Source organism: Chryseobacterium sp. 7 (assembly GCF_003663845.1).
GTDB lineage: Bacteria > Bacteroidota > Bacteroidia > Flavobacteriales > Weeksellaceae > Chryseobacterium.
Genome location: NZ_RCCA01000005.1, coordinates 1 through 14,260, shown reverse-complemented (window position 1 = coordinate 14,260; position 14,260 = coordinate 1). Strand labels below are relative to the sequence as shown.

Below are 14,260 nucleotides of genomic sequence, written 5' to 3'. Positions count from 1 at the left end.
GTAGAGGAAAACAATAAAGCCCAAAAACAAATTGATGCCCTTACTAAAGAAGTTTTAACAGTTGCAATTAATAATTAAATAATTATACATTTATATAATTATATATTTATATAAAACCATGGCAAAGCAAGATTTTACCGCCCTTATAGGCAAAGCAAAAGAAACACAAATCAAAACTCCGGTACAAAAAGTTGTACCGATTAAAGAGAAAAAAAATGAAGTCCTTTTTTCTCTGCATATTCCTGCAGAAAAATTGAAAGCTCTTAAAATGATATCTGCAGAACAAAATATAAGTCTCAAAAATCTTATCAATTCCGCTATTGATAAAAAATATTTTGAGAATAAATAATTAAAGCAAATGATTAGGTAAGCCTAATCATTTGCTTTTAAAATGAATAAATCATTCTTAATAGGGGTCAGCTCACGAAACGGAAAATATTTAGGGTTAATTATAAAACCTATTGACTTAGTATGTTTTAATAGATTTTTTAAATATTATCTTGATTTCTAAGCTTTCTAAATTCACCTTCTTTAAGTTTGTCTTTTTCAGGCCAAACATAATTTCCAGTCAGATGAATATGTTCCCAACCTAAAGGAGAAAGGTATTGTAAAAGATTTTCATCAATTATCTCACCCTTACTCTTCAAGCAACTTACTGCTCTTTCAAGGTAAACCGTATTCCAAAGTATAATGGCAGCCGTCAGCAGATTGAGTCCACTCGCCTGATGCTTTTGACTTTCAATACTTTTATTTCTAATTTCCCCCAGTCGATTAAAAAACACTGCTCTGGCCAGAGCATTCCTGGCTTCTCCTTTATTGAGTCCTATAGTAACTCTTCTACGCAGAGCAGGATCTACGTACCAATCCAACATGAATAAAGATCTTTCAATTTTTCCAAATTCACGAAGTGCAACTGCAAGCCCATTCTGTCTTGGATAACTTCCAATTTTCCTGATAATAAGAGAAGCTTTGACTGTTCCTTTTTTAATAGAAGTAGCCAATCTTAAGATATCGTCCCAGTTCTGACTAATCTTTTTAAAATTAATCGTTCCGCCTATATGTTCTGATAAAACAGAAAAATCATGATCCCCTGGAGGTAAATATATTTTCTTATCGGAAAGATCTTTAATCCTTGGAGCAAACCTAAAGCCAAGAAGATGCATCAAAGCGAATACATGATCAGTAAAACCGGCAGTATCCGTATAATGCTCTTCTATCTGTAGTTCGGATTCGTGATACAGTAAACCATCAATCATATAAGTTGAGTCTCTTATCAGACTGACATTTTCAGAATAAAAAGGGCTGTACTGATCTGAGAGATGGGTATAAAATTGAGTCCCTGGTTCTGATCCATACTTAGGATTGACCTGCCCCCTGTCCTTGGCATGACTTCCTGTCGCAAAACGCTGTCCGTCTGAGGACGATGTTTTACCCTCTCCCCAATACACAGAAAAGGGATGTTTATGATGATAATTTATAATACTGGCCAATGATAAAGAATAAGTTTCTTTACGGATATACCATGACTGCATCTGCGAAAGCTTAGCATATGATGTATAAGGAGAAGATTCCGCCATTTTTCTTAAGCCCAGGTTAATTCCGTCAGATAATATCGTAGTGAGTAAAAGGTTTTTATCTTCTGCTTTTATTCCGTTTTTCAGATGGGTAAAGCTTTCTGTAAATTTCGTCCAGGTGTCGACTTCTATCAGAAGATCTGTTATTTTAACATAAGGAAGTAAGCGGTATACTTTTTTTGCTAAATTCTCGGCTTCTTTTGGAACAAGCTTAGTCAAAGGTTTTACTTTAATCTTTCCATTACTCATGTAAGCGTCCACCATTTCTCCGTTTTGGGCTAAATTGCTGTTAATCTCCAATTTTTTCTGTAATAATTTAAACCTTTCATCAAGATACTTCTTAGAGTCTGAAACAACGTTGAGTTCTATATTATCAGTATTTTTCATTTCTGAAAAATCTTCTCTGGATATAAGGTACTGTTCAAAATCTTTATAACGTCTGGAACCATCCACCCAGATATCTCCGGATCTTAAATAATTTTTTAATTCTGAAAGAATACATAATTCATAGTATTTTCGACTGATACCAGTGTCAGTGAAAATAAGATTTTCCCATCGGGTTCGTATAAATTGAGTAGGAAGTCTTTCAGGAAGCTTCTTGATGATTCCATCATTAAGCTGTTTTATAATTTCTACAGCTTTAAGAATGCTTTGAGCAGATGGAATCGGAGCTGCTTTCAGATCGAGTTCACGCAGAAAAGAAGGGGTATATTTTCTTATTTGTGAGTAATGATCACCTATCAAATACAGATGATCAAAGTTTTCTTTCTTTGTAATACCCTTAGTTTCTAAAATGCTTTGGGAGAGCTCCTCCCATGAAATAACCGATTCAACAGCATCGAAAGGATCTTCCCCGGTTTCCCTGGCATCCAGTAATGCAGTACCCAGTTTCAGATACATATTAAGCTGAGTATTAATATTCTTTCCTGAATTTTGTAGCTCTTTATTTTGTTTATTTTGAGCATCTTTAAACAAAGAATTCATAATTGTGTCATGAATTTCAATGATTTCATCGGTAATAGTCTCTCTTATTTCTAATAAAACAGCTATTAAGGTCGCATACTTTCTATTTTTTCAAAATCGCTTAAATGCTGAGAAGTCATTTGCTTACCCTCTCTGGCCATCTTAGATAAATAATTGAGATGGACATGTTTTCCAATATCCAAAGGAAGAGCAATTTTTTTAATGACTTTAAGTTTTGATAGATGGATGAGTATATGTTTAGGATTGGCTGCAGCCGGGGACTGCATTAACCAGTTAAATGTGCTTACTGAGTATTGCTGTCCTGTTATTAATAACCTTTCTAAAGCATGCTTTTGATCTTTTGTCAATGATAAAGAGAGTAAGGAGTAAATTTCTTTTTCAGCCCTAGTAACAGATTCTGCACAAATTCTCTCTATTACACTCATTGAGGGCAAAAGAATACTTTGCTCTCTTAGAAATTTCATTAATTCTTTTGCCAGAATGAATCCTTTATCAGTTTGGAGAGCAGAATCTCGTAATTTGTCAACACAGTTTTTATGGTGAGATATCGTGAAATTTTGATAGTTATACCTTTTTCTCACAATATTTATGTGATCATATCTTGATTCATTCTGACCTGAATGATAATTTTCCCAGTTGCTGTTATCAATTTGTAACTGATCAGCTACATAATTTAGGATTTTCTGATCTGGTCTTTCATTTATGGCTAAGGAAATACCAGGATATCTCATATAACACAGTTGTATTGATAGTCTAAGTTGATTTATTTTTCCTCTAGTAGAATTTCTTATAAAAATAATATCATCTTCACTTAAGGTATACCACCATATTATTTCTTGATCAGTATTTGGCAAAGATATAAGTTCTCTTTTTTCCGTTTCAGATAGTATTCGTTTCCTCGGCATATTCTAATTTTATAATTGCAAAAATCCTAAGTTTTGCAAAAGCTTTTAAATTCAAAGAATTCACTTCTGTGAGCGAACTTCATTTTTCGCAGAACTTACTTGCATATATAGTATATTTTGCAATAACTTTTGCGAAAATTAATTAATAAAAAATGAAAATAGGATATGCAAGGGTTTCTACCCAGGATCAAAATTTAAATATCCAGTTACAAGAATTGGAGAAAGCAGGCTGTAAAAAAATATTTCAGGAGAAAATAACCGGAGTCCATTCTAAAAGAATAGAACTGGAAAAGATGATGGAACAACTTCGTGAAGGGGATCAGGTTATTATTTGGAAACTTGACAGATTAGCCAGGTCTACTAAAGAACTTTTGAATATCTGCGATAAAATTAATCATGCAGGAGCTTCTTTCCAATCCCTGTCGGAGTCTTGGGCTGATTCTTCCAGTCCCGGAGGAAAAATGATTTTGACAATATTTGCAGGAATAGCAGAGTTTGAAAGAGAACTGATTATTGAAAGAACTTCTGCCGGAAGAAAACTGGCTATGAAAAACGGGATAGAATTCGGAAGGCCTAAAAAATTTAATTCAGAACAAAAAGAAGCAGTCAAAACTCTTATAAATAATGGGAACTCTGTTAAACTAGTGGCTGACACATTCAAAGTTCATCCGGCTACAATTTATCGAATTTTGCAAAGTACATCTTAAAAAGTTTTATAGATTTAGTGTATTGATCTATGTATTATTGATAGACGCCATCCTTAACCCTAAATATGTTCCGTTTCGTGAGCCGACCCCTTATAAACCTGTTCTGTACATTTCGCTGTTTGTGATGCTTTCGGGGTGGGGATTGGCTCTATTTGGCGGTTATTCCGGAATAAAATATTATAAAGAAAGTGTACGCACCAAACAAGAGATCAGGGGCGAGGTTCTTCAGGAAATTAACCAGGGCGGAAATGTAATTGTAGAAAAAACTAAATGGGATAGTTATGTAGAGCAGTCGCAGGTTCTCAGGGCGTGGCAGAAGTCGAACCCTAAAGACAGCAAATCATTAGAGGTCTATTACAAAGGCTATCAGGATTTCAAAAAAGGGAAGAAATAAATTGTTTTTTCCGACTATTAAAGAATGGATCACAAATAAATTTAGGTTAACTTTTGATATTTTTGTTTAAAACTTCAAGTGAAATATGAAAAATTCAGAAAGTTTAAGAAAAGAAATGGAAGATCTTGTTCCATTGGAAATAAAAGTAAGAAAAGAATTATTATACGGACGGTGGTATTACATTTTCCAGCATATAGAACTTGGAGACATAGGGCGAATATCAGTCCGGAATGTGTATTTAAAAGAAAAGAGTCTTTTTGTAGCTGAAATTAACGCAGGGGTTGATGATCCTTATAGGGAGGAGAAAGAAAAAATACGGTAGTGTTTCACTAACTGTGTAAGTTAAAAAGTTATTCTGAAAAATTTTTGAGCCCTTAAAAGCTCAAAAATAATTTTCGGAAATAACTTTTTAACCTGAGTTCGATTGTAAATTTAGAATAAAAAACTTGCAATAAAAGGCAAAAATTAGTATCTTTAAGTTGATGATAGATAATGATTTAACTAAAATTTGCCTTATGATTTGTTTTGATAAAATTACGGATATTTTTTGTATTGTTGATGAGTTTTGTGAAGATTTTGAAAAATTTTCAGAACCTTTCCTCCTTGGAAACAAACCAAAAAAGAAACCCAGAATGAGCACTTCTGAAGTCATCACAATTACGCTGCTTTTTCATCTGAGTGGTTTTAGGACTTTTAAACATTTTTATATTTATTATGTGCAAAAACATATGACACAAGATTTCCCCCAAACTGTTTCCTATAATCGCTTTGTAGAATTAATGCAGTCTGCATTGATGCCTATGACGCTATTTGCAAAAACCTGTTGTTTAGGAACTTGCACAGGAATATCTTTTGTAGACAGCACACCAATAAGAGTTTGTAAAAATAAAAGGATAAAACGGAACAAAGTGTTCAAAGATATTGCTACCACAGGAAAATCTACCATGGGTTGGTTTCATGGTTTCAAACTTCATATCATCATCAATGACAAAGGTGAACTTTTAAGTTTTTGTGTAACACAGGCAAATGTTGATGATAGAGAACCGTTGAAAAATGAATCTTTTTTACAGTCTATTTTTGGGAAGTTGCTCGGAGATAAAGGTTATATCAGCGAAAAATTGACCCAATTATTATTTGTAGATGGAATTCAATTAATCACCAGTATTCGCAATAATATGAAGAACAGTTTGATGGAGATGAACGATAAAATTTTACTTAGAAAGCGCTCTATCATTGAGACAGTGAATGATGAGTTGAAAAATATTTGCCAAGTAGAGCACTCCAGACATCGCTCGGTTGTAAACTTTATGACCAATCTTGTAACAGGAATAATTGCCTATAATTTTTTACCCAAAAAGCCATCTCTAAAATATGAAACATTAAAAACCAATCAATTAGCTATGTTTTTTTAATCGAACTCAGGTTTTTATTATTTTTAACCTTACATAGTTATGATTGACAAAGAAGAATTATTAAACAGCAAGGATTTTTATAAATCCTTTTTTAGTACATGACAAAAAAAATACAACCCGCTAAAAATCAGTAATTTAAGTGGTGGAAAATTTGCATAAATGACTAATATTCAGTAAATTAGTAGATGTTTACAACGCGTTCTATTAACCACACGAACACCAGTCAAGACAATAAAATTACAGAATTAAGTTCAATTTTAGAACAAAATTTTGAAACAAAAATCAACAAAGCCAGATTAAAATTCATCTCCATGATGATTTTGGCTTTGTGCAAAATAAAAACCGTCAATTATACAGCTTTGGCAAATGTTTTTGACAGTGTAACAGAAGCGGAAAGTTCCCTTAGAAGAATCCAACGTTTTATGGCAGATTTTGACTTGCCTATGAAGCTCATTTCTAGTTTTATATTCGGTATTTTGCCCGAGAAAAAGAACCTTGTTTTGGTTCTGGATAGGACGAATTGGAAATTTGGGCAGTCGAATATCAATATTTTGATGCTTGGGATTTGTTATAAAAATATGGCAATTCCAATCATGTTTAAAATGTTAGACAAAAGAGGCAATTCGGATACCGCAGAAAGGGTTGAATTATTGAAGCAATTTATCAGATGGTTCGGAACGGATTGTATAGATTGTTTGTTGGCAGACAGGGAGTTTATTGGGCATCATTGGTTAGGTTTTTTTAACAAAAATAGGATCAGATATTATATTCGTTTGCGAAATAATTTTAAGGTTTTTTGCTTTGATAAGAATGAAGAAAAACCTGTTTTTTGGTTGTTTAATAATTTAAAAAATAGCCAGTTCAGACATTATCCGAAGATTGTGAAAATTAATGGCGTTTTATGCTATGTGTCTGGTTTAAAAAGTCATAATCGAGAAGGGAAATTAGACTATCTTATTCTAGTGTCCTTTAATAAACCTGAGAAATCTTTGGAATATTATAAGAAAAGATGGCAGATAGAGACACTTTTTAAGGCTTTTAAAAGTAGTGGATTTAATCTTGAGGCAACTCACGTCACAGACCAAAAAAGATTAGAAAAGTTGTTCATGATTGTAATGATAGCATTGGTTTGGTGTTACAAAATCGGAGATTATGTGGATGAAAACATCAAGCCGATAAAAATAAAAAAACATCAAAGGAAAGCATTCAGTGTTTTCAAATATGGCTTAAATTATTTGAATAATATTTTGCTAAATCTATCTAATAAATTAAGTGTTAATGTGTTACAATTTTTGTCATGTACTTAGCCATTTTTTACTACTTTTGAACTCAGGCAATGAGGGCAGTAGAGTTTTTTTTGATAACTATCATCAATTCAATTTTAACACAATTTACTGCTCTTTTTTATTTGTCAAAATTTTATCATACATTTGGAAACACAACCCATAGGTATATCTTCTAAAATTCATGAATACATGAATACATACATACATACATACATACATGCGTTAAAATTTCTTCTTAAAAACAAGAGGAGTTATTCATTATATTTCATTTTTCTCTTTAGCTTTTTTCATTCACAGATTAGTGATACAAGCAATTCTATATTTATAGGTCAGGAGTCTACGATTTATGTTACTTCAGATACTGATAATTTCGTGTATGCTTATTCAGGAAATGAAACGTCTACTCATTTAAATACCCATACTTCTTATAAGGCTCGAAAAAAAGAAAATCAATTACCTGTTTCAAGAGAAACAAGCAAAAATTTAACAACTTCTTCTGAAAGAATAGATGATAGGTGTTGGGATATACCTCCATTAGAACCTACCAGTTTTTTACTGTCTCATACTGGGTCCGGATATTCGATAATCCCATTTAGTTCATATAACTTCAAAATGCTTTTTACGGATACTTCACAAAAAGTATTGAGTAGTAGTTTAATTCTCTCAGAGTATATAAAACACAAATTATCATATAATATCTCTTATTATTTTGAAATTTTTATTCCTTTTTCATCTAGGCCTCCCCCTGTATTGTTGGGTCTAATAGCGTAGCTAATTGCTACAATCTTATTTCTTAAAGAGGTACCAACTATATTAAATATAATATTTAGGTTGTGCTCAAAAAAAATAATTCAAATAAATTATGATTAAAAATTTAAATATAAAGAAACAGCTATTGACACTATTTGCAATAACAACAGTCTCAATAGCCTATGGGCAAGTGGGTATAAACAACACTTCTCCTAAAGCCACGTTAGATGTGGTTGCTAAAAAAACAGATGGAAGTACTGCTGAAGGAGTCATAGCTCCTCGTCTTACGGGAGATCAGATTCAAGCAGCTAATTTGCAGTATGGGTCTAATCAAGCGGGTACTATTGTTTATGCTACATCTGCTGTTACAACTCCAGATGCTGTAACCGGAAATATTACCGCTTCCGGCTACTACTATTTTGATGGAAGTGTTTGGAAGAGCATGGGGGGGAGTGGCTCCTCATCTTCGTACACAGGCTCAACATCCATTTCTTTAAATGGTAATTCCTTTGAAAGAGCAGCACTTACAGGAGATGTGACATCTGCTGCTAATACTAATTCAACAACAATTTCAAATAATGCAGTGACTACAGCTAAAATTGATAATAACGCTGTTACGATAGCAAAGCTCCCTCCAGGAGCTTCTCCTACAACGTTTCTTAGAGGAGACGGAACTTGGCAGTTACCCTCCTCTACATCTAATAATTTATATACATCTGATGGCACGCTAACAAGCAACCGTACTGTAACACAGGGATCCAATAGTCTTGCATTTAATAGTAATATAGCTAATGGTTTTTCGGTAAATGGAAGTACATTTTCCGTAGATGGATTTAGTAATAGGGTTGGTATTGGAACTTCTTTTCCAACAAGGCCATTAGAAGTAAATGCAAAATCTAATCCCTTAAGAGTTACATCTCTTCCTAGAATCAATACGAGTAACGGTGACCTACTCACGATAGATAATTTGGGTGATGTTAGAGTGACATCTATAAGTAATTTATTGGCAGGGGCTACTCCATTGACCTTTGTCAATACTACTTCTTATAATAGTACTGGAAATGAGACTGTAATTTGGGTTGCATCTGGAACTCTTACCACTGTACAAATACCAACTCCAAGTGCTAATTTGATTGGAAAAAGCATTACTATAATTGCCTCTGGGTTTGGTGGGGTCAATATTACAGGTGGTGGGGGTGTAACAGTATCTAATGGCTCGCAGTTAAACAATATTCCTGAAGGAAAAAGAATAACTATATTTGCAATATCAGCAGGAGTATTTGGTAATACCACTCCTACGTGGGTATGTATTGCTAAAGATTTTTAGAATGAGTTGACATTTTTAAGAGCCTGTTTAAATTTCTTATTTTGATTTTTTGTATAGAGATAAACTCAGTCTTAAAAAGTGTAATTTTAATAGATTTTTATTGAAAATTTATCCATTTCACTCAAAAATATATCAAACATACATAAAATTAAATCACTGAAAATCATTCATATAAAAATATTTGAATAAAATTTAAACAGGCTCTAAAATTCTTCTATTATCGAGGTTGAGCTTTCATCTTCTAGGCATAATTGAAGTTTGAATTTCATAGCAAAATAATTTATGGCGTTAAATAATCATTGACTTTCCTTACAGTATTAATGGAAACATCACATATTTTGGAAGTTTTGCAAATACTTATTCCCAAACGAAGATTCCGGGTAATCAAAGGGTATTTTTTTAAGAAAGCTGCTTTCTCTTCCTTGGTTCCATTGGGGCGTCTCAGCTTTTTCCCTTTTCTGCGAGCTTCTTCGATTCCTGATAGTATGCGCTCTCGTAAGGTTTCTCGTTCCAAACGGGCAAACTCTGCCAGTAGTGTAAACATAAACTGAGCAATAGGATGCCTTAAAACCCTTTAATAGTCGGAAAAAACATCATTTTATTTCTTCCCTTTCTTAAAATCCTGATACCCTTTATAATAGATCTCTAATGATTCGCTGTCTTTCGGGTTCGACTTCTGCCACGCCCTTAGAACCTGCGACTGCTCTACATAACTATCCCATTTAGCTTTTTCTACGATAACATTTCCGTCCTTGCCTATCTCCTGAAGGACTTCGCTCCTGATCTCCTGTTTTGTGCGCACACTTTCTTTATAATATTTTATTCCGGAATACGCCCCTAAAATCGACAATCCCCAACCTGATAGCATGACAAACAGGGAAATATACAGCACAGGTTTATAATGCTTAAAATAGTCTTTGTACGATTCCAGTTTCTTTACATCTTCCGGAGAAATTCCAACCCTGATATCCATAACGCTCTCCCTGAGTTCCTTCAGGCTGTGATCGATCAGCTCTCCGGCTTCCTTTAGCTTTTTATCTATGCCGGAAACTCCGGAGTTTAAGTTGTTCGATTCCCTGTGCAGGGCTTCCGTTGTCGTTTTGAGCTGTTCCAACAGCTCCACTGGGTTAAGCCGCGAAGAACCTGCATTTTTATTGGTGTTCTGATCTTCCATAATGGTAATATTTTTTTACTGTTTATATTCTTTTTAGTGGACATTTTGCCCCATTTTTGGTTTAATATTACATCGACATTCCTCTGTCTTTTCCGATGCTTTTTGCAAGGTCTAAGGCGATTTCCTTAATCTTTAGTTTGGGGTCGATATCGCTCAGTTTAAAACCCTGTTTCGTTACTTTTTCCAAAACGGACGGATTCATATTGATGTCGGCTTTCGGGATGATCCTTGCACCGTTTAAGCCTTTCGAGTTCTCGCTGATCTGCATAATATATCCCCGATTATCCATGCGGTCTACTAAATCTCTCAGGCTTTTACTCTGTCCTTTTTCCTGAAGAAGCACATTTTTAATTTCCGCTTTCTTCTCTCCGGTGATCTCCTGTGCGGTCTTCCAGTTCCGCTCTTTCGATAATACTTCAGCGTGTCCGGATGCTCTTTCCCCGATATTGTGGCTCGTTACCTGATTTTTACCGTAATAATCAATGCGGTTTGCGATAATATGCAGGTGTTTATCGTCCGTAGACTGGTGCAGGTGGACTAAATATTGATTATCCTTTCCTATGCCCTCACGCTTTAAATAATCCTCTGCCAGTTTTGCCCAGTCGTTAAGGCTTAAATTTTGGCTGTATTCTTTCGGGGGCGATATCACAGCCGTAACATATTTATTCTCCGTTCTTTTATTCAGATCGGCAACCTGTTTGAATTCTTCAAACAGCTCTTTCGGCTTCTCTCCGGAAACTCCGTTCCGGCACACTTCCACGCTCTGCTCCTTATCGCTCTGTTGGTACTGGATAGATCGGGAACTTACATTTCTTGTCGATGCAGATATTACCATTTCACCTGCGTTTTTATGCCTTTGATCGCTTCCTCGATCTCCCTGAGCAGTCCGGATCTTTCCTCTGGAGTGAAAATTTCTTTCTTCATATAATTGCCGATTCTCCGGAAATTCGTTGCATACTCGGTAAGCATGATGTTTTTTTCATAGTCCGGAAGTTCTTTTTCTAAAAGAATAATCCGGCTGTAATCCGTGAGCTTCAGTTTTTTTTTATCCGCTCTTTCTTTTAGAATTTTTATTTCTGAAGGAGTGAAACGAAGTCCCAAACGCTCCGATTTTGGAGTGCTTAGTTTCGGGCGACCTCCGAGCTTTCCCCTTTCTCGATATTGGTTTTGTCTATCAACGTTCTCAAATTCTTTTTTAAAAATTGAATCCCAATCCTCTGTATTTTGATCTTCCATAATTGGACTATTTTTTTTATTTTTACTGCTCAAAAATATTCTTCTGATTGAGAAAATTTTTAATCAACTTAGCTCTCCAAAATGGAGAGCTTTTATTTTTTCTCCTTTGTTTTTTCCGACTATTAAAAAGTCTCATTTTAACTACCTTTCAGTAAAAGCGTACATCAGTCCTTAACGGTCGCACTTTCCCTTTTCGACGATAGGAGAAAAGCAAGTTGTCCTTTTGTGGCGAAAATCTACACTTCGTTGTAGGTTTTTGACGTCAAAAGGTAATACTTGCCCTTACTATATACATAATTTCTAGCACTAATTTAGCAATTTCCTTTTTATCCCGCAGACTACATCCTCCTTTTTTATTCTGATAACTTCCACCTGCGTAAATAACACCCAGCTCTACCCATTATTAAAAAGTCCAAAATGATAATACTTCAGTTCGCCCACAAACAAAATCGAAAATCCGGAATAGTCAAAAACACTCCAAACATTCTGCAAAAAATAAAGGACTAAAAATGAAAAGCTGAAGGAAAATTGAGATCACACCTCCGGATAGCTCACCAAATCACCACGCTAATAATAGTTTTTATCTATCAAATATACCATGCGATACATAACACCTGCCCGCAACCCGATTTCCCCGAATCTCGTTTTCTCGTTCTTTTTGTTTTTCTTCCACCTTGTTCATGGCAGAATATCCGGAAAATTTTCGCTCTAATAGATCAAATAAAATTCCGATTGAACAAACGTATTTTTTAAAATATTTATTACTTTCTTATTTTATTAGTTTAAGGCATTGTAAAAACCTGATTATCTTTATTTTACAAAATTAAAAACGACCTTTTATAAGTTTAAAACGACTTTTTATAAGCTAAAAACGACTTTTTATAAGTTTTATAACGACCTTTTATAAGCTAAAAACGACCTTTTATAAGTTAACTGCGCTATTACTAATTGACGGATGTTTTTAAATGTCGTTTTTATTATTATCTTTGTCTTACCAAAATTACTGACATGGAATTGATTGACGTAAACAAAGATGATAAACTTGTTTTTCAACATAATGTAATTACTTCCGGAAGATATGATTACTCTGCTTGTATGCTTGATATTCTTTTTATGGTGCTTTCCTGCCTTGAAAAAGATAAATTAGAGTACACCATTCACACTCATGATATTGAAGTTATTACAGGGCGTAAATGGAATTATAAACAACTAAGAGATGCTACCGAAGATATTGGGAGTAGAATGTTTGAAATTGAAACACCCGAAAAGTATCGTCAGCTTTGGCTATTTGAATATGTTGATTATATTAAAGGTTCTGGCTCTTTTGTTATTAAAATAAACGAAACAGCAAAACCTTACTTTTTTGATCTAAAAAATAATTTTACTGCAATGCAGTTAAAATCTGTTTTAAATTGTTCTTCAAAATATGCTAAAAGACTGTATGCTATTGCTTGTCAGTGGCGGAGTATAGGAACAAAAAGATTTGAGATTCCGGAACTAAAAAAAATGCTCGGATTGATTGATAAAAAAGGAAATGAACAATTTGAAAGAATAAGCGATTTCAAAATTAAAGTTTTGGATATTGCCCGAAAACAAATTTCAGAAAATACAGATATTGAGCTTGATTATGAATTAAAGAAAAAAGGAAGAGAGTTCTATTGGATCACTCTAAATATTAATTCTCAAAAATTCAAACAACTCGAAATTGATTTTGAAAAACCTTTAAATATCCAAAAATTTGTGTCAAAATTAACAACATACGGGCTTAGTCAGGAACAGGCGGAGCTGATTGCCGGAAAAGAAAAAGAAAAGGATTTTGACATCTTAATTACAGAGCTGAACGAAAAGATCAGACAGAGAAAACTTAAAATCGAAAATTCGGTCGGCTACTTGGTTGGAGTATATCAGAAAAAAGGATTTTTACCCATAAAAAAATAATTTCATCCTCCTATTATTATATATTTATTTATATATTTGTGTAATTATATATTTATATAAATGGCAAAAATTATATTAACTACCCACCAGAAAGGAGGTGTTGGAAAATCAACATTATCATTTAACCTTGCTGTAAACCTAAAAGAAAATGCAAAAGTTTGTATTATCGATTTTGATGCTCAAGGTTCTTTATATCAAATCAGGGACTTATCCGAAGTTCCTATTTTTTCCGCAGACAAATTAAAAGAAATTCATAATTCTGATTTTGATTTTGTATTTATTGATACTCCCCCGTATTTGTCTAATAAACTTCCTGAACTATGTAATCTTTCAGACGTTATCATCATTCCAACAAAAGCAGGTGTTTTAGATCTTTTGGCAATTAAAAGTACTATTGATATGATTGAACAATCAGGAAACGAGCACAAAGCAGTTATTGTATTTAATATGGTTAAACCGAATACAACTCTAACCGATGAAATTAAAAATCAATTAGGAGAATATAATGTACGGGTTTCTAAAAATATGATTTCTGATTTAGTTGCCTTTTCCCGATCTGTTTTGGTCAATGGA

Annotated in this window: 13 protein-coding genes and 1 pseudogene; 9 read left to right on the top strand and 5 right to left on the bottom strand. The window is 33.8% G+C overall.

Annotated features, from left to right (window positions below; all coding sequences use genetic code 11):
* Nucleotides 1-118 precede the first annotated feature (118 nt).
* On the top strand, nt 119-349 hold the full coding sequence (locus tag CLU97_RS23275) for a hypothetical protein (RefSeq protein ID WP_034715663.1): 231 nt from the start codon (nt 119-121) through the stop codon (nt 347-349).
* Between the two features lie 139 nt (nt 350-488).
* On the opposite strand, the pseudogene CLU97_RS23270 reads toward CLU97_RS23275, so the two are convergent.
* Nucleotides 489-3,463: pseudogene (locus tag CLU97_RS23270) on the bottom strand (Tn3 family transposase).
* Between the two features lie 152 nt (nt 3,464-3,615).
* On the opposite strand from CLU97_RS23270, the gene CLU97_RS23265 reads away from it, so the two are divergent.
* From CLU97_RS23265 to CLU97_RS23235, 6 genes are all read left to right on the top strand, one after another.
* Entirely contained in the window at nt 3,616-4,170 is a 555-nt protein-coding gene (locus tag CLU97_RS23265) for a recombinase family protein (protein ID WP_121490232.1), read from the top strand.
* Nucleotides 4,171-4,192: 22 nt separating this feature from the next.
* Complete coding sequence (locus CLU97_RS23260) at nt 4,193-4,564, top strand: hypothetical protein (protein ID WP_147436543.1); 372 nt, start codon at nt 4,193-4,195, stop codon at nt 4,562-4,564.
* Nucleotides 4,565-4,649: 85 nt separating this feature from the next.
* On the top strand, nt 4,650-4,886 hold the full coding sequence (locus CLU97_RS23255; protein ID WP_121490230.1) for a hypothetical protein: 237 nt from the start codon (nt 4,650-4,652) through the stop codon (nt 4,884-4,886).
* Between the two features lie 193 nt (nt 4,887-5,079).
* Complete coding sequence (locus CLU97_RS23250; RefSeq protein WP_121489610.1) at nt 5,080-5,976, top strand: IS982 family transposase; 897 nt, start codon at nt 5,080-5,082, stop codon at nt 5,974-5,976.
* Between the two features lie 185 nt (nt 5,977-6,161).
* Nucleotides 6,162-7,283, top strand: coding sequence for an IS4 family transposase (locus tag CLU97_RS23245; protein ID WP_121490229.1), 1,122 nt, complete (start codon nt 6,162-6,164; stop codon nt 7,281-7,283).
* Between the two features lie 841 nt (nt 7,284-8,124).
* Nucleotides 8,125-9,339, top strand: a complete 1,215-nt coding sequence (locus tag CLU97_RS23235) for a hypothetical protein (RefSeq protein ID WP_121490227.1) — start codon at nt 8,125-8,127, stop codon at nt 9,337-9,339.
* Between the two features lie 280 nt (nt 9,340-9,619).
* On the opposite strand, the gene CLU97_RS23230 is transcribed toward CLU97_RS23235, so the two are convergent.
* From CLU97_RS23230 to CLU97_RS23215, 4 genes are all read right to left on the bottom strand, one after another.
* Nucleotides 9,620-9,895 carry a recombinase family protein gene (locus CLU97_RS23230; RefSeq protein WP_228437922.1) on the bottom strand — a complete coding sequence of 92 codons (276 nt, stop codon included), beginning with the start codon at nt 9,893-9,895 and terminating at the stop codon, nt 9,620-9,622.
* Between the two features lie 42 nt (nt 9,896-9,937).
* A complete protein-coding gene (locus CLU97_RS23225) occupies nt 9,938-10,513 on the bottom strand; it encodes a hypothetical protein (RefSeq protein ID WP_121490225.1) in 576 nt (191 codons plus the stop codon).
* 67 nt (nt 10,514-10,580) lie between these two features.
* Complete coding sequence (locus CLU97_RS23220; protein ID WP_121490224.1) at nt 10,581-11,348, bottom strand: relaxase/mobilization nuclease domain-containing protein; 768 nt, start codon at nt 11,346-11,348, stop codon at nt 10,581-10,583.
* On the bottom strand, nt 11,342-11,749 hold the full coding sequence (locus CLU97_RS23215; RefSeq protein ID WP_121490223.1) for a plasmid mobilization protein: 408 nt from the start codon (nt 11,747-11,749) through the stop codon (nt 11,342-11,344). The genes CLU97_RS23220 and CLU97_RS23215 overlap by 7 nt, the downstream gene beginning before the upstream one ends.
* Before the next feature lie 1,008 nt (nt 11,750-12,757).
* Between CLU97_RS23215 and CLU97_RS23210 the strand changes: the two genes are divergently transcribed.
* The gene (locus CLU97_RS23210; protein ID WP_121490222.1) at nt 12,758-13,687 is read left to right on the top strand and encodes a replication initiation protein; all 930 of its coding nucleotides are present in this window, start codon (nt 12,758-12,760) and stop codon (nt 13,685-13,687) included.
* Between the two features lie 60 nt (nt 13,688-13,747).
* Nucleotides 13,748-14,260, top strand: a 513-nt coding sequence (locus CLU97_RS23205; protein WP_147436542.1) for a ParA family protein, incomplete at its 3' end; no start/stop codon positions are given.